Annotated in this window: 11 protein-coding genes; 5 read left to right on the top strand and 6 right to left on the bottom strand. The window is 44.2% G+C overall.

The features are described from left to right. Window positions 1-163: 163 nt before the first annotated feature. On the top strand, window positions 164-340 hold the full coding sequence (locus tag CDO33_RS20690) for a hypothetical protein (protein WP_161496676.1): 177 nt from the start codon (window positions 164-166) through the stop codon (window positions 338-340). A gap of 219 nt (window positions 341-559) precedes the next feature. On the opposite strand, the gene bglX is transcribed toward CDO33_RS20690, so the two are convergent. From bglX to CDO33_RS02360, 4 genes are all read right to left on the bottom strand, one after another. Further along, on the bottom strand, window positions 560-2,710 hold the full coding sequence (bglX, locus tag CDO33_RS02375) for a beta-glucosidase BglX (protein WP_103082577.1): 2,151 nt from the start codon (window positions 2,708-2,710) through the stop codon (window positions 560-562). A gap of 135 nt (window positions 2,711-2,845) precedes the next feature. Further along, window positions 2,846-6,196, bottom strand: coding sequence for a GH36-type glycosyl hydrolase domain-containing protein (locus CDO33_RS02370; RefSeq protein ID WP_103082578.1), 3,351 nt, complete (start codon window positions 6,194-6,196; stop codon window positions 2,846-2,848). A 57-nt stretch (window positions 6,197-6,253) separates the two neighbouring features. Further along, the gene (locus CDO33_RS02365; protein WP_103082579.1) at window positions 6,254-8,668 is read right to left on the bottom strand and encodes a beta-galactosidase; all 2,415 of its coding nucleotides are present in this window, start codon (window positions 8,666-8,668) and stop codon (window positions 6,254-6,256) included. Next, entirely contained in the window at window positions 8,655-10,118 is a 1,464-nt protein-coding gene (locus CDO33_RS02360) for a sulfatase family protein (RefSeq protein ID WP_103082580.1), read from the bottom strand. Before CDO33_RS02360 ends, CDO33_RS02365 begins: the two co-directional genes overlap by 14 nt. 449 nt (window positions 10,119-10,567) lie before the next feature. On the opposite strand from CDO33_RS02360, the gene CDO33_RS02355 reads away from it, so the two are divergent. The 4 genes from CDO33_RS02355 (at window position 10,568) to CDO33_RS02340 (ending at window position 15,411) form a co-directional block, all read left to right on the top strand. Then, entirely contained in the window at window positions 10,568-11,503 is a 936-nt protein-coding gene (locus CDO33_RS02355) for an ABC transporter permease (protein WP_242973508.1), read from the top strand. A gap of 116 nt (window positions 11,504-11,619) precedes the next feature. Then, window positions 11,620-12,531: a carbohydrate ABC transporter permease gene (locus CDO33_RS02350; protein ID WP_103082581.1), complete on the top strand. Its 912-nt coding sequence runs from the start codon at window positions 11,620-11,622 to the stop codon at window positions 12,529-12,531. A 124-nt stretch (window positions 12,532-12,655) separates the two neighbouring features. Continuing rightward, entirely contained in the window at window positions 12,656-14,257 is a 1,602-nt protein-coding gene (locus CDO33_RS02345) for an extracellular solute-binding protein (RefSeq protein ID WP_103082582.1), read from the top strand. Window positions 14,258-14,379: 122 nt separating this feature from the next. Further along, window positions 14,380-15,411 (top strand): LacI family DNA-binding transcriptional regulator, encoded by a 1,032-nt coding sequence (locus tag CDO33_RS02340; protein WP_202849529.1) that lies wholly within the window; start codon window positions 14,380-14,382, stop codon window positions 15,409-15,411. Window positions 15,412-15,475: 64 nt separating this feature from the next. Here CDO33_RS02340 and CDO33_RS02335 read toward each other — a convergent pair whose 3' ends face one another. Continuing rightward, a complete protein-coding gene (locus CDO33_RS02335) occupies window positions 15,476-15,898 on the bottom strand; it encodes an Hsp20/alpha crystallin family protein (protein WP_103082583.1) in 423 nt (140 codons plus the stop codon). Between the two features lie 107 nt (window positions 15,899-16,005). Next, window positions 16,006-17,244, bottom strand: coding sequence for a transposase (locus CDO33_RS02330; protein WP_103083335.1), 1,239 nt, complete (start codon window positions 17,242-17,244; stop codon window positions 16,006-16,008). Between the last annotated feature and the right edge of the window lie 284 nt (window positions 17,245-17,528).

Genomic DNA, 17,528 nt, shown 5'->3' with positions numbered 1-17,528 from the left:
GCTCTGTGACATTTGACAACCTTATTATATCATTTATTACATACGGCATAAAACAAAATTCATGGTTGAAAACAGGGGACACTCCTTCACTTGTTGCAGAAATGAAGCCGTGAAATAAACGAAAACAGAAAAAACAGGGGACGCTCCTTCACTTGTTACAGAAATGAAGTCATGGAAATATATAAAAACAGGGGACGCTCCTTCACTTGTTGCAGAAATGAAGTCATGGAAATATACGAAAACAGAGGACGCTCCTTCACTTATTACAATATTGTGGAAAAGGGGTACGTTCCTTTATTTTGCAATACTGAATTCTGGAAATACAATAAGCACAGCATAGTCCCCTTACGAAGAAGGGAACGTTCCTTTCCTTGTTGGAAACCTGTTTTATATAAAAAAAGAAGGCACTCTTCACTTACTACTAACTTTGAATTAAAAAAGCAATAAGTAGAGAAACGCCCCCTTATCTTCCGAAAAAAGAAAAAACGCTCCATCACCTACTGCAAATATAGAATTTAAAATGCAGTAAGTGCAGGAGCGTCCCCCTTTACGTCCCTCTTTATATTTTTATCCTCTCAACCATGACATCTTCACTGTTGCGCCCTATCATGATATCAAACTCTCCCGGCTCAAAAACATACTCCAGATCATAATTCCAGAACTTAAGCATGTCTTTTGTGATCTCGAAGGAAACCGTTTTGCTTTCCCCGCCTTCAAGCCATATCTGTTGAAATCCTTTTAGCTCTTTGAGCGGGCGCACCACGCTGGAAGCCACGTCACGAATATAAAGCTGTACGGTTTCTTTTCCGGGGATGTCGGAATTATTTTCTATTGAAACGGAAGCGATAATCTTCTCCCCGTCTTTCTCAACCTTGAAGCCGCTGTAAACAAAATTGGAATAGCTCAAGCCATACCCGAAGCAGAACAATGGCTCATTTGGGCAGTCAAGATAACGGGATACATAACGCTGCAGAGTGCCGTCAGACGGACGTCCGGTCCCGTAGCAATTGTAGTAAACGGGTATTTGTCCGACAGTCTGAGGAAAACTCATGGAAAGACGCCCTGATGGGTTGTAATCCCCGAACAGCACATCGGCGATTGCATTGCCCGACTCGGTACCCAGAAACCATGCCTGCACCAGCGCATCGGCGTGACCTAACACCGGTTTAATTTCCATGGGCCTGCCGCTGAACACAACCACTATCACCGGCTTGCCCAGTTTCTTAAGTTCAAAAATCATCTTTTCCTGATTGGGTGAGAGCCTTAAGTACGCCTTGCTGGCACCCTCTCCCACATCCGAAGGACTTTCGCCCACCGCTGCAATTATAACATCACAGTCAGCCAATTGCTCACAGGCTTCATCCACTCTGTCTTCTACATCAAATATGCCTTCCTGCATGGCACCAAGTTCGCTTGTCATAGCCGTCTTTATCATGGTGCCGGGTATTTTTGAAGATATGCCTTCATACAGGCTTACAACATTCTCTATATCCTTTCCTGCCCATCCGCCCAAAACATTTCTTGATGTGGCAAAGGGGCCGGCTATTCCCACTTTCAATCCCTTCTTGAGCGGAAGAACCCCATCGTTTTTCAGCAGCACTATCGACTGTGCCGCCACATCTCGGGCCGCCTCCCTGTGTTCTTTGCAGAGAAGAAGCTCTTTTTCCTTTTCAGGATTTGCATCCTTGTATGGATTTTCAAACAACCCCAGCTCATCCTTCAGCTCCAGAATCCTGGTGACAGCTTCATCAACAAGCTCCATGGGAAGCTTTCCTTCTTCGATCAGCTTTTTGGCGAAGTTTATATAACAGGTTGACATCATTTCAATGTCCACTCCCGCTTCAATACATTTTGCGGCAGCTTCCTCACCGTTCTCCGACACGCCATGGATGAGGGTTTCGCCCACTGAATTGAAGTCGGAAATCACCACCCCGTCGAAGCCCCATTTTTCCCTGAGAATTTCTCTGACCAGCTTTTTATTTGCGGTTGACGGAATGCGATCCAAGATATTGAAGGAAGTCATAACCATTTTTACTCCCACATCAACTGCGGCTTTATACGCAGGAAGGTAGAACTCATATAACATGCCTGTGGATATATCCACTGTATTATAATCCCGTCCGCCTTCCGGAGCGCCGTATCCTGCAAAATGCTTCACACAGGCAGCTATCTTGCCGTTTTCCTTGAGGTCTTCCCCCTGGAACCCTTTTACTGCCGCAGCTGTCATAAGAGAGTTCAAATAGGGGTCTTCCCCTGGTGATTCCATCACCCGTCCCCAGCGGGGATCTCTTACGAGGTCAGCCATCGGTGCAAAGGTAAGATGAATTCCGGCAGCGGAGCTTTCCTTTGCGGCTACCTCCGCAGCCTTCTTACAGGCATCGGGATTAAAGCTGCACCCCATTGCCAGGGGAATTGGGAATATGGTCTTATACCCGTGTATCACATCTGCCATGAAAATCAGAGGAATCTTGTGGGGGTTTTCTTTCAAATACTTTTCCTGCATTTTTATAAGCTTTTCGGCTCCGAAAGCATTTAGGGTGCTTCCCACATTTTTAATGCAGTCAGTATCGATATTCATTTCCTTAGCCGGGCCGGTCAGGTCTACCGATTCATCCGTATCGAAAAAGTCAGGTGACAGCTGCGTCATCTGTGCCAGCTTTTCTTCAATTGTCATCTCTTTTACCAGTTTTTCAATAAACTCTTTTGCCATTCCTTTTCCCCCATTATGTCAACATTATCAAAACAACGCTGTGCTTATGCTCTCATAGGCACATTTTAATTTCTTTTTCTCTATACTAAATCTATACTAAAGATCATTGCTTTATGTGTATCTTTGCAGTGCAGGTCAATCCAGATATATTTCAACATGGCCATTTTCCTGCAAAAATTCCTGCTTGTCGATGACGATTTTACCTCCCCGGTATTCGTTGCAGCCAGGCTTTCCGGCCAGCTCCCTGGAGTTTCTCAAAACCCTTACCGTTCCTTTCCGGTCATCTGCAATCTTATATATAAATGTGGTTTCCCTGCCGAAGCAATTTAAGGTAACCTGCAATCCATCCAAAAGACAAGGCATGACAGGATCTATCACCAAACTGTCCTTTTCAAACCGGATGCCCAAAATATTGGAAACCAGCTGTCTTAAATATATTCCCGGTCCGCTCGAATATAAGCGCCAACCACCTTTTACGGAAATGCTTCCATCCCGCAACTTGTCAAAATTGGCCTCGTAGTCGTATCTGTCCAAAAACGCACCCTCAGAGCTGCTGAAATACATATTGCTCTGCCGTGTCAGGGCATTGGAAACCTCATCCTTTATCTTGATAGGGTTAACCTTAAGCAGTGCATCCCATGCTTTCTGACTTTCTCCAAGCTTTGCCATCGCCTCAATATACCTTATGTGGGCATGGGTATACTGAAGGCTGATTTCCCTGCCGACATTTGCCGCTTGCTCAGCTCTTCTGAAAAGGTGGCTTATACCGCCGTCATAGCGGGCAGGTCTATCCATAAGCCGCACTCCGTCGGGGAAAGAGAGATGCTCGTCAATAACTTCCACGTTCCTGTAAGCCTGCTCCTTGTCCACAAGGCCCGCTATTATGCTTCTCGTCATGGGCAGAAGGCGGTAATGTATGGATGTGCTGTCATCCGAAGGATGAAGCATATGTTTAAAGGAACCATCATCTTCCCTGCACACAAAACCTGCTATAACTCCGTCTTTTACCAGTATATCATCAAAGGCCTTTTTTATCTGCCTTGCAGTATACCTAAGCTGACCTGAAAAGGCTTCATCCACTGTAGACAGCGTTTCTGCCAGCCTTGTCAAAACCTGGTATGCCAAAGCTTGAGTCCACGAGCTCACAAGCTTCTCTTTCATAGACTCATCGGCCGGTTGAAGGGTATCATCCCAGTCTCCCCCTGCATAGGAAATAAGATGGGTGCCGTCCAGGAACCTCTTTTCAATCGAGCCGAAAGCCCTTTTTATATGCTCAAGCAGCGTCTCAGCATCAAGGGTGGCTCTCCCGTTTTCCCCATCGATATATGGTATTTTCTCCTCCAGAATCGAATAATCACCGGATTCATGCAGATAATCGCCGATGCATTTCAAAGGCCAGAATACCACATCTCCATGGCATTCCCCGGCATTGTAGGGATACCGGTCAAACATGAACCATTGAGGCCACTCACCTGTCTGCAGAGTCTGATGAGAAAATACCGTAAGCAGGGTAGATCGCGCAAGCAGGTAGTTCTGAGTTGTCAGGAAAAATTCCATAGGACCCTGACAAACATCACGGGTACCCCACGCCGCTCCACCCGGCTGCTCCAATCCGTGGGGCACAGCAAAATGCACCAGGGCATTATGGGTGAACCACCATATGGTCTCATTCAGCTTTTCAATCTTTTCACTGCCTTCTCCTTCTTTTTTGAGCTGCAGGCCGCCGCTTATCTTCCGGTAAAATCTATAATACTTTTCCCATTCATCCTCAAAATTGTATGAAATGGTTGCAGCTTCTTCTTCCTCCTCAAGAGCGCCATGCATCACCACAGAAAATCCCGATGACTGCCGGATGGACAGGGTTACAAGAGTCCCGTTCCGGCTTTTCCCATCCTCGAAGAAAATTCTGTCATCGCTTAATGTATAAGAAGGATCGGAAACATGAACATCATAATGCAGCCCCGGGTAAGGATTATTAGCCCAGTGCTCGGGATCGGGCCTGAAACGCAAGGTCTTCCTGTTAATTCCTACCTCTTCAACTCTCGCCGGGTGCTGGAACTCATTTTCTCCCATCACCACCTGGTTGGTCACTATGAAGTCATAGGCTTTATTGGACATGCTCTCCACCTGGAGGATTATATCGCATCTCTCAGCCGCGGCATAGGTTGTCACCCTCAAAATATCATCGCCAATGGAATAAAACCAACGGGAATAGTTCATCCCCATTTCATACACCGACGGGAGGGTCAGAAGGCGGTATTTGCCGTCTATTTTCACGTACAGCCTCTGTCCGGAATTTTTCAGCACATTGAGCATACCCCGGGCAGCGGAAAGGAACTTGTGGAAAGAGGTATTGCCCACTACCATCTGAGCATTGAAGAGCCCGTAAATATAGTTGGTGGAAGAAATCAGCCTGTTGTCCACCCTGTCGGGGTTTATCCTTGTGGTGATGATCGTACCATGGGGGCGTTCCACCATAAGCTCCTTTTGCTTCAGGACCACATGGGAATGTTTCGGGGTGAAAAATGAAAGCAGCTGTCCATCTTCCCGTTCTTCCAGCTTACGCTCCGGGAAAAGGGCGTCGATCTCATCCACGCTCCACTCCCTGGAGGCAAATGGTTCTCCGAATTCATCCCGTACCTTTATTTGAGGACAATCCTCCACCTCTTCCATAAGCTTGGAAAAAGCATCAAAAGCAGCCACTACCTCGTGGGTGTACTCCAGTTCTCTTATAGCGTCCTCATGATTTTTTCGGAAGATTGCATAAAAGGTCAGGGAGTGCTTTCCTTCTAATACGATCTTCTCACTTTGAAGACCGATATAGGAAAATTCATACTGATAGTTTTTGTTGGGCAGATCACCGGTCAAAGCTTCAGGCTTCTGAGTCTCCTTGTAGGACAGCCCGAAAAACTGCATTCCGTCGGTGGAATAGCCTACGGCTCTGCCCTTTATCATTCCCTGCTGGATATAAGGAAAGCATCCATCCTGGGGTTGATTTTGCCGGGAGCACACGCAGTATCCGTTTTCGGTCTCGAATACCCTGTGTCCAAGGTACTGAGCCATATACAGCTCATTTGTCAAAACTCCTCCCTTGCTTGCAACCCCGATATCCTGCCCGTATACCACATCCACTATCACTCCACTGCCGCAGAGCTCAACATTCCAGAACCAGATGCCATCATCGGCAGGATGAAAGGTCACAGTATAGGCTATGCCCTCCACTTCTCCTGAATAGACCAGGGTATTTTGGCCTCTCGACAACCTGCTCTTCGATGATATTCCCAGGAGAGGATAGAATTTGATTGCTCCTTCCTTGTAAATGCGAAGGTATATATTGTTCGCAGAGCCTTCCATGGCACTTCCCTGAAATTCATTTATCAAAAAATTGCCGCAGGTAAACTCAAAAATATCTCCCGTAGAAAGGAAAGAATAAACATACTCCCCCTTCCCAAACGTAATAATGTCATCATTTTGGGTTAGTCTCACTTGTTAGCTATCTCCTTTCATTTTTGCCATCTTAAAAATATATACGCAGTGCGGGAATCATGCAAATTCAACTATCATCGTGTCACCCGCAAAATCACTTCCGTTTTTGACAATTACAGCTGTGCCGTCCTTTTGGCTTACTGTACAGTTTTCAGGCGGAATTACATTTCTGTCGGTCTTGATTATAATATAGTCATTACCCTGTGTAGGCCGGAATACGATGGAATTTTCCGCCAGCCCCACAACTTCAGCCGTGGATTTGACAATAACCCCACCGGCGGCCTTTACACCGACAGGCAAAATATATGAAGCTTTCTCTCCCAGCGTAAAATCCTTAAACAGAATTTCTCCATCCATTTCTATATCAACAGTTTTCTTTACAGCATCCAGGTTTATAACATACAAAAGCCTCTGACCGTCCTCTGACTCGGTAGCCGCAGCATATATCCCCTGCCGGTAATGCTTAACCTTCAGTGAAGCCTTGATGGCAAGCCTGTCAAAAATCCTGGCGTAAAATTCCATATCCGCTGGGTAATCACATGTTATCGCGCATATTTCCCCTTTGCCTATGGATTTTATCATCCCACACATCTTGCCACTTCCATAAGGGGATAAAATAGCGTCCTCATCGGCTTCAAAGCACTGCGCCGATTCTCCCCGGTGCATGGGAACCACATTTTTGAACTGGTTGCAGCCTTCAAATGTGAGAAAATATGTCGGCGGTGTGTTTTCAACGTACGAAGGGGAAGACAGCTTCATAGCATCAATTAGCAGTGTGCATGGGTTGCCTTCCAGGTCGAATTCAGGCAGCTCACCATAAATAAGAAGCCTGCCGCCCTTTTCAACATAATCCACGAGTTTTTCCTGGATTTCCCTTTGCATATAGCGCGCCGACAAAACAACCAGCGCTTTTTCCTGAGGAATTTCTCCATTTTGTATATCAACCGCGTCAAAGCTGATGTTATGTCCCAGAAGGGCCCGGGCAACACTGTCTATGCTGTGGGCGCAACGCCATCTCTTCAAATTTTCAAATACGCTTTTTACCCTGTCGGACTTTTGATAAGCTGCCTCAGTAAGGAAATAATCCGGAATAAATGCCATCGAAACATCATCCAGCCTCTGCCTTGAAGAAGCTATAAGGCCATTTAAGGCATGTATTGACCGGGCTGTTTTAGCTATATGATCGAAGGAATAGTTATGGCTTCCGTCGGGCTGGACAGGAGCGTTGTATCCGTGGAGCTGGCCTGTAAATGCCATTCTCTCGTTGCCGTCCTTTTCCGGATACTCCAGCAAATAATTCTCTCCTCCGCTGAATACATAAAAGCTCAACATCCTTGCGTTCTGAGACAGGCACATCAGCATTTTGTGGGATGTGGCGGAGGGATGGTAACGCATGCCGCTCAAAGAGCAATAAGGCCCGTCACTGCACTCAAATTCAATGGAAGTCAGGGGATTGCCCTTTTTGTTCATGCAATCGGTTAATGCATTAATCACATACAAATCCTGGTATTTACCCTCCGTCGGTTCTCCCAGATACACATCCGTGCCGCTTATCATACCGTCACCCTGGTTGTAAGCCTCATAAAGCTGGCTTATCCCTAACGGGAAGTCAAAGATGCGGCCCTGTCCCGTACCGTGGATATTGATAAAAAACGGAGTATCATGAATTCCGGATTCCTCGGCATAGCTCTTCAGTTTAGATACGTATTCGGCATAATATCGGCGCATGAACCTTCCATAATCAGTATGAAACTCCACGGAATAGCTCTCTTCCGGAGAACGGAGTTTCTCAAACACTCCCTCCGTATCATTCCAGGCAAAGGGATACCTTTTTCTCAAGCTGTCTTCATCATATATTTCCTTCAGGTAGCTTATAAAGCGGTTAAGCACGTTATCATTCAACAAGGGGTGGTTGGTAACCCAGTTGAGCATTCCGATTTCGTTGTCAAGCTGAACTCCGATTATATTGCCTCCGTTGCAGTGAAGCCTGGGAGCTATAATCGACATAACTTTCCTGTACCATTTGCGGCATTCTTCCAGATATCCTGGGTTCAGATAATCCAGGGTGGTGCATGGAACCTGCTTCCCGTCAAATCCCACCGGCACCGCATCAGGATGCTTTTTCGCCACCCAATAGGGAAGTCCTTCATTCTTCATTTCAGCCATTATAAATGGTCCCGGTCTCACAAAGAAGTACAAGCCGTTTTTGCCGCAAAGGTCAATGAATGCTCCTAAATCAAGGTTTCCGTCAAACCTGTAATCCCCCTCCTTCTCCTCATGCAAAATCCATGGAACATAGGAAGCTATGCAGTTCAGCCCCATTGCTTTTGCTTCGTCAATGAGGTGCTGCCAGTTCTCCCTTGGCTGACGGAAATAATGCAGCTCCCCCGACAGCAAAAATACCGGCTTTGAATCAATAAGTATTTTTTTATCGTTAAATAAGACCATCAGCTTTACCTCATCTTCTCCCAAATTCTTGAGGATGCCTCTTCATCAATTCTTCCGCGCCCTTAGCTCTGCCTGTTTTTTTCAGACGTTCGCAGTATGCCGGAAGATTGCCTTTTGCATGGAAAGGCCCCCCTTCTCTGATAACCGTCCACAAGGGATCAACATCGCTTCGGGATGCCATCATCATCTGCTGGTGCCAGTCCAGCAAATACCGGCAGGCTTTCCCGCATAGATCCGGCCGCTCCTCTGCAAGATTATGCTGTTCGTGGAAATCTTCCTTCACATTAAACAGCATCTCTGTCGGGAAAAGATGATAACCATCATGGTATGTTCTGATATATATATAGTCGTCGAAACGCACAGATCGCTGGCAAACATGGGAACACTGAGACAGCACAAGATATGGGCGTCCTGTGTCGGCACCGGTACGCAGCGTTTCAGCATAGCTTTGCCCGTCCCATCCGGAATATTTCGGAATTCCCAGCAACTCGGCTATGGTCGGAACAAGATCGAGGTTATAATGGAGACCTTTGTCCACACCCTTCTTCATCCCCGGCCACTTAATTATCATAGGTATCCGGGTAGTTATATTGTCGGCAGTGCCGTGCTCCGAATATATTCCCAGCTCACCCATGTTTTCACCGTGATCCGACGTTACTATGATAACCATGTCATCATAAATGCCTTTTTCTTTCAGAAGCGCCAGAAGCCTTCCTATCTTATCATCCATATAACGGATTCCGCAGTCATATCCGTCTATAACCTCTTTCACTTCTTTTAAATTCGTGGCTTTACCCAGCTGTCTTGGGTACTGGGCCGGTGAATTATCGGTGTACATTCCTATTTCATTTATGCTGTGCGGTCCCACATGCTCCAGATGGATTTTCAATACATCCTCAGTAATCCATTCCGGAAGCGGATCGTTTTCAAACGGGTTTCCAAATTCCATCGGCGCTCTGTAAGGAGTGTGCGGGTCCCATAAATTCACATGCAGGAACCAGTTGTCTTTATCCGCATTGCGGGAAACCCAATCCAGCACTGACGGCAAAACCTCATCGGCTCTTTCGTCACCGCGTTTGCCGCAGTTTACCACCTCATGGAAACCGGCATTAAACCAATAGGAAGAGTGCCTTTCTGCGAAGCTGCTTATGGTTGCCGTATGCATGCCGGCTCTCCTGAATAAAAAGAAAAGATTGCTTTCGAGGATTGGATCATGGAAACCTCTGCCGTTTCCATAATGGCGCAAATCCGCAGTGGTGTCGCCATGGTTAATCGCACCATTATGTATCCCGAACATGCCTGTCGTAAGCGCCGCTCTTGATGGCAGGCAGGGTGCATCGGAGCAATAATAGTTGTCAAATCTCATTCCATCTTCGCAAATGGAATCTATGGACGGCGAAGTGTTTCTTCTGTATCCGTAACAGTGAAGATGATCCGGGCGTAAGGTGTCAAGGTCAAGCATTAGAACTCTCATATCGATACCTCCGAATTTTGATGGAAACGTTTACACCTAAATAATAAATAGCATACTAATGCCATTGTAAATCTTGTTCATTGCATTGTCAATACGAATGTTCTTTTGTGAAAACACCGCAAGCCAACGCTCCCCTTTATAACCTTTATAATAGGAATATTGTGCAAAAAATATATGGCTCACTTAAAAATTTTACATATAATTTTATAGATTACCTATTGACTTTTTGATGTGGTTTGTTTATATTTGTGGTATAACGATTGAAATTAATAGAAACGTTTTCACAACATATTTCAACTGAGTACAGTAGCTTAATTACGGAGTTATTACATAATTGTAATTACATTGATGCAATAGTTTAGCTTGATAAATAAGTTAGTGTATTTTGTCTTCCGAGTCTAGCACATAATTTGTATCACCCAACTATAAACGAGAGGAATGATTATGGTATGTCAAAAATTCGCTCCGGTCTTATGGGTTTTTCTCATGAGCTTTGGAAAAATAAAGTTCTGTTTTTGATGATTTTGCCAACGGTAGTCTACTTCATAGTCTTTCATTATATACCTATGCCGGGCGCTTATATAGCCTTTGTAGACTACAAAATGAATAAGGGCATTTTCGGAAGCAATTTCGTCGGGTTCAAGAACTTTGAATTTCTTGTACGAAACGGAGATTTATGGAATATAACCAAAAATACTTTGCTTTATAACCTGGTATTTATAGCGCTGGGTAATGCTATACAGGTGGCCTTTGCCATAATGCTTTCCGAAATAAACAGCAAGCCTTTCAAGAAGTTATCCCAGTCGATAATATTACTGCCCCACTTTATTTCTTTTGTGCTGGTAGGCTTCTTTGCATACAATCTGTTTAATTACGATTATGGTTTTGCAAACACGATCCTTACTTTATTGGGATTTGAACGGCATGAATTCTATTCCGACCAGGGAATATGGAAGTATATAATAGTTGCCTTTAATATTTGGAAGAGCACCGGATACGGTATGATTGTATATCTTGCTGCTATAACCGGTTTTGACAAAGAAATTTATGAAGCCGCATATATCGATGGTGTAAACTCATGGAAGAAAATCCGATATATTACTCTTCCGATGCTTAAGCCGACCTTTATACTGCTGTTTTTGTTCGGGCTTGGCGGCATATTGAGAGGCTCCTTTGATTTGTTTTACAACCTGATAGGCAACAACTCAGTGCTGTTTCCCCAGACGGACATCATCGATACTTATGTGTTCAGAGCACTGGTTGGGCAGTATAACTTCTCAATGGGCGCCGCAGCCGGTTTCTACCAGTCTGTGTTCGGCCTGGTAATGGTTCTTGCCGTCAACTTAGTTGTTAAAAAGGTTGACCCTGACAACGCGCTGTTCTAAGAGTATTATGCGGCAAAGCGCAATTTCAGGCTTTGTGCTTGGTATTGCAGAGTATAAATCAAACAAAGCAAACCACCGTGAACATAAAAAGCGTTTGCAGTACGAGGAGGATGAAAATGGTTCCACAAGCATATAATAAAAATCGCGTGAAGCAGGGCCTTGACAATGCTGCCCTTAAGACGGCGTGTTATATAATTATCACTGTATTTGCACTGCTGTGCCTGTTCCCTTTTGCATTGATGATAACCTCGTCCTTCATGGAGGAGAAGGAGATCATCAGCGAAGGCTTCAAGCTTTTTCCAAAAAAATTCACTACCAGTGCATATGAATTTTTGCTTAGCAACCCCAAGAAGCTTATTGACTCTTACAAAGTCACAATAATCATAACCGTAGCTGGAACATTTTTTGGCTTGTTCTTTATGTCTATGACAGGATATGTGTTGAACAGGAAGGATTTTAAATACCGCAACTTTTTCTCTTTCTTCATCTATTTTACAACCCTGTTCAGCGGCGGCCTTATACCCAGCTATATTCTCATGGTCAGATACCTTGGCCTGAAAAACAGTATTCTTTCGATGATTTTGCCGAGCTTGATGAGTGCATGGTCCATATTCCTTATGAGGAATTTCATGCGTTCGGTTCCGGATTCCATGTATGAATCGGCAACTATCGACGGAGCAGGGGACTTCAGGATATACTGGCAGATATACATGCCCCTGTCGATACCCGCACTGGCTACAGTCGGCCTGTTTCAAGCCCTCGGTTACTGGAACCAGTGGTACAATGCCATGCTCTATATCGAATCGGCCGAGAAGTTCCCTCTGCAGTATTTCCTGCAGAAAATGGTCAATCAGGCAAATGTGCAGTTTTTGATAAGCAAGGGTATCGTTATTGATGCCTCTGAGCTGCCGAGCCAGTCCATAAAAATGGCGACAGCCGTGGTGGCCACCGGACCTATCATTCTGCTTTATCCGTTTGTTCAGCGTTACTTTATAAGCGGTCTTACTGTAGGTGCCGTTAAAGGATAACAGAAGGTATTCGCATTGCGAAATGCGATTATCATAAAAAACTTTTTTAAGCTGGAGGGTATGAATAATGCGTACTCTTCGGATAATAAAAAAGGAAACTTAAATTTTTCAAGGAGGAATTACCATGAAAAAAGGTCAAAGGATTTTTTCCACTATCATTGCTGTAGTGCTTTGCATCAGCATGATAGGCATGCTTGTGGGATGTGGCAAAACTGGGTCCCCTTCCGGTGATAATGCGACAACAGGTAATGCTACTACAGGCACTTCCACTACCGGAGGCGATACGTCAAAAACTCCCGACACTTCAAAGGAAGTTAAGCTCATATACTACCTTTGGGGCGGTGAAGGAGTCGCAAACAAGGACATATTAAACGAAATCAACAAGAAGCTTAAGGCTGATATCAATGCTACCTTGGAAGTGAAGTATATCGACTGGGGCGATATCGCAACAAAATATCCCCTGCTCTTTGCTTCGGGAGAAAAATTCGATATGTCCCATGCTTCGCCTAATGCTGTCGTTTCCTACTATACATTGGCTGCAGAGGGATCACTTGTTGACATAACAGACATGCTTGACAGCGCAGCTCCAAAGCTGAAGGCAGAAATTCCTGAAAGCACATGGGCAGGAAGCAAATTTAACGGTAGAATTTATGGGGTACCTACCCTTTACAGCGAATATACTCCAGCCGGTTTTGTATACCGTACAGATCTGCTGAAAAAATACGGTCTGGAACCTGTAACGTCCATCGAAACCATGACTGCTTATATGGATAAGGTTCTGGAAAACGAGAAGTTCCCTCCTCTCAACGGTACAGCAAACCTGGCTCAGGATCTTTATGACATGTTTGTCGACCTGACAGGCAAGTGGATTGAGGCTCCGGGAATTCCGTCCAATCAATTGTACTTAGTGGCAACAAGCCCTGATAACTACACCGACATAATCCACCCAGCTTTCACCGAGGAATTCGAAAACTGGGTAGTGATGATGCGTGAATGGGCTGATAAAGGATACTGGCCTAAAGATGTTCTGTCAGCTCAGATTGATGATAAAGATAATGCTCTTAACGGACTTTCCGGCGCATTTATCACTCATATGACCGACTGGACAGGCAACTACGGTGCTTTCAAAGAAAAGCTTCCTGATGCTGATACAGATTTCTGGACTTTCGCAGAAGCTTCTGGAAAAATCAAGAGAAAACAGGGTGTTGAAAACTCAACTGTTATCAGTGTTACATCTGAAAATCCTGAAAGAGCTTTAATGGCAATTGAAAAGTTCATGACAGATGAGTCATACTATCGTTTGATACAGTATGGTATTGAAGGAAGGCAGTATGAGATAGTCAACGGTGTGGCACAAAAACCTGCAAACTTTAATCCTGATGTAGATGCAGGCGGTTTCTCAGCTTGGGCTCTGCGTAACGACAAGTTCAATATTCCTTACGCTTCCGAAGACCCACGCCGTTACGAGCTGATAGAAAAATGGAACAAGACTGCTATAAACGATCCATTTATGGGATTCAGCTTTGACTCCACCAAGCTTTCCACTCAGCTGTCCTCTGTTGCTAACGTTGACTCCCAGCTCGGAATTCAGTTGATGCTCGGTAAGACAACAGATGATCCTAAGACAGCTGTTCAGAAATACAGAGATCAACTTAAAAAGGCCGGCGTTGATGACATTATAAATGAGCTTAAGGCTCAGCTGGCTAATCACAAACCTGTAAAATAATTTTAGTTGATTTTCCAAATGGAAAATGATATATTATGGGAGTTATCTACAGGATAACTCCCATATACTTTTACCAGATCATATGTGAATACTAAAATCCTTTAGGAGGGTGGTGATATTTTGTGGGCATAACAATAAAAGATATTGCTCAGGCAGCCGGTGTCGGAATTTCAACAGTCTCAAGGGTAATAAACAACTCGGGTCCGGTCAGCGAAAAAACCCGGAAAAAGGTTATGAGTGCCATCAGCGAGCATAATTTCATTCCCAATAACAGTGCCAGAAATTTGAAGATTTCACAGTCCAAGAATATTGCACTGATGGTCAAAGGAATTACCAATCCTTTCTTCAATAAGATGATAAGAATAATCGAACGGGAAGTTGCGTTAAGAGGATATCCACTGCTGATACAGAACGTCGATTACAGTGTCAATGAAATGGATGTTGCCATACAGGAGGCTCAGGACAGAAACCTCTGCGGCGTGATAATGATGGGCGGCTCCTTCACTTATACGGAAGAAAGATTCAGGCAGCTCAGCATCCCCTGCGTGTTGCTTACGGTAAAAGCAGACAAGAGTGTGGATCCTTCCCTTTATTCCAGCGTATGTATTGATGATGAAAAGGAAGGATACCGCGCCACCGAATATCTTATATCTTTGGGACACAAAAGAATCGGCTTTATCCATCATTCGCCATCCGATATTCCTACTCCCAGTTCGCTGCGTTATAAAGGTTACCTGCGAGCTTTGGAAGAGCACGGCATTGCTTTTGACCCCAGCCTGGTAGCTTCCAACCCGGCAGCCGACGCTTCCGGATTTGATGTGGGATTTCAGCTCATGAAACAGCTCCACGCCAGAAACCGCGATATGACGGCAGTCTTTGCCCATGCGGACATTCTTGCCATAGGAGCAGCAAAGGCAGCATTCGTGCTTGGTCTGGATGTTCCCAACGATATATCCATTGTGGGGTTTGACGGCATCGAAATGGCGGAATACTACCATCCGTCCATTGATACCATCCATCAACCAGCCCAGCAAATGGCTCTTTCCTGCATTGAAACCTTGTTTGACATGATACAGGGAGGAAAATCCCAGCATATGACATACAACTGTGTTCTCTTAAAGAGGGGTTCATGCAAAAACATTAATACAGTATAAAACGGGGACGGTAAACTATTATGTCCCCGTTAAAAGCAGCCTAATGAAACTTCGGCTGCTTTCGTTATTGGATATCAATTTTTCTACCTCTGGTTTTGGAAGGCTCAACCTTTGGAATGATAATTGACAGAATACCGTCTTTGTATTCCGCCTTGGCCTCCTCCGATTTTACCTCCACCGGCAGTGGTATTGTCCTGGAAAAGCTTCCATAATAGCGTTCCGACCTGTATACGTTTTCATCTTTTAGTTCCTTCTCTTTTTTTGTCTGTCCAGAAAGCCTTATGGAATTATCATCAATATACAGGTTTAAATCCTCTTTCGAAACACCGGGTATTTCTGCCTTTACAATAACATCCTTTTCTGTCTGGTACACATCCACCCTGGGTGGAGATCCGCTGAATAATTTTGATGGGAAATCAAAAAAATTGCTCATTTCCCTACCGATGTTATCCATCTCCCTGAAAGGATTCCACGGTATAAGGCTCATTTTATCCCTCCTTTGAAAATTATTCAGCAATATTTTTTGCACTTTATTATTTTTTATTAATTACCAGTACTTACGCAAAACAAAATGATCCTTGAAAAATAAAGATTTCACGCACTTAATTTGTCCCAAATGGTTGTTGCGAGAGGATTTGAGACAGTATTTACCTCTTTACCTGTCCGGTCTTTGGATGTTACATTAATAATGTACACAATACCGTTGACTTTAACCTGGACAATGTCCTGCAGGAAGCTGATGGTTTCACCCATGGTATTCAAATTATTCTGTATCTGCAAAATCTGCACGAATACAGAAGTTATGAACACCAAGGAGAAGTGACCCTCAAGTTTTCTAATAGACCGGACTTGAACTTTTTCAAAGTTCAGAAACTGCTTGATGTCTCTGAAGAATACTTCAATGTCCCAACGGCAAAGGTATTTCTTGAGGATGTCTTGAGCAGCTACACCGGGCAAGTCAGTAATGATAAATCTGGTGTTTTGGATAGATGCGTTATAGCCGTTTTTGACTATTGCCATCATGGTGTTACCCACACCAGGTAAGATTACCGATAAAGCCTTGATGTAGAAGCCTGTACCGGGGTAGTACCTGTACTGTTTCTTGCTAAACAGCAGGCTTATGGTCTTAACGTTAAAGTTAACCCTGTTGTTGTACAGCACTTTGCGGTTATTCTTTATCATGCAGACATAGTGGTAACCGCACTCTGAGAGCTTTTGCAGGAGCTCTTTACAGGAATACCAGGTGTCGAATGTGACGTATTCGGCAGCCAAACCAAATTTGTGGGCGAAGGATATCATACGTATGGCTAGTTCAACCTTGGTATGATATTCTTCACACTTTTCTTCCGGTTTCCATATCCGAAACGCCACGGGGATTTTAATCCAACCATTAGACCATAGAAGGACTACAATGTGCATTCCCCAGACATACCGATTATTTGTGTGATCGTATACATAAGATGTCGGGAAAATGCTCTTGCCGAAAGGCTTCCTGATAATCACATCATCGATGATCAAATATCCAAGACCAGCCGTTTGTGACTGTATTGCCTGGATGAACAGGATCATGATATTTGTGTTATTAATAGAAAGCAACGGCAGCAGCCTTGTTATGGCATCATGGGATACCCAGTACAGCTTCTGCGCAATATATGTTGCTGTAGGATTATTAAACAGGATTATACCCATACATGCTGCAACGAAGACCAGTGTATACTTCTCAGGGAACAAAAACTTATCCAAATTGAACTTTCTCACCAGTTCAGTAATAATATCGTGAATGCCGTGCTTGGCAACGGTTATGTCGGAAATGCAATTTTTGGTAGACCTCATGGAACCCCTGCCAAAAGAATAGCATAATTCGAAAACTGGTGAATAGCTGTAATATATGGAAACCTCAATGCAACAACCTTTTAAGCTATATTCTGTTTTCAAAGTGCTGATATGACTTGTTTATGTTACTTTTGCGTAAGTACTATTAATTACAACTCATTAACACAAAAATATTAATGTTATTTTCATTATTGGTTGTATTATATAAACATAAGTGGTTGTGCTGATATTTCCGATAACAGGGTTTTGAGTTAAAGAATAAAATCGATAATAGGCAATAAAAT

The organism is Clostridium thermosuccinogenes (assembly GCF_002896855.1).
In the GTDB taxonomy this organism is placed as follows: Bacteria; Bacillota; Clostridia; order Acetivibrionales; family DSM-5807; genus Pseudoclostridium; species Pseudoclostridium thermosuccinogenes.
Note: the sequence above shows the minus strand (reverse complement) of the source record. Positions and strands in the feature narration are given on the sequence as shown.

What these genes read in the sequence shown, in the direction of transcription:
- CDO33_RS02360 (WP_103082580.1), bottom strand. Translation starts at nt 10,118, where the DNA reads ATGAGAGTTCTAATGCTTGACCTTGACACCTTACGCCCGGATCATCTT.
- CDO33_RS02335 (WP_103082583.1), bottom strand. Translation starts at nt 15,898, where the DNA reads ATGAGCCTTATACCGTGGAATCCTTTCAGGGAGATGGATAACATCGGT.
- CDO33_RS02350 (WP_103082581.1), top strand. Translation starts at nt 11,620, where the DNA reads ATGGTTCCACAAGCATATAATAAAAATCGCGTGAAGCAGGGCCTTGAC.
- bglX (WP_103082577.1), bottom strand. Translation starts at nt 2,710, where the DNA reads ATGGCAAAAGAGTTTATTGAAAAACTGGTAAAAGAGATGACAATTGAA.
- CDO33_RS02345 (WP_103082582.1), top strand. Translation starts at nt 12,656, where the DNA reads ATGAAAAAAGGTCAAAGGATTTTTTCCACTATCATTGCTGTAGTGCTT.
- CDO33_RS02355 (WP_242973508.1), top strand. Translation starts at nt 10,568, where the DNA reads ATGTCAAAAATTCGCTCCGGTCTTATGGGTTTTTCTCATGAGCTTTGG.
- CDO33_RS20690 (WP_161496676.1), top strand. Translation starts at nt 164, where the DNA reads ATGAAGTCATGGAAATATATAAAAACAGGGGACGCTCCTTCACTTGTT.
- CDO33_RS02330 (WP_103083335.1), bottom strand. Translation starts at nt 17,244, where the DNA reads ATGAGGTCTACCAAAAATTGCATTTCCGACATAACCGTTGCCAAGCAC.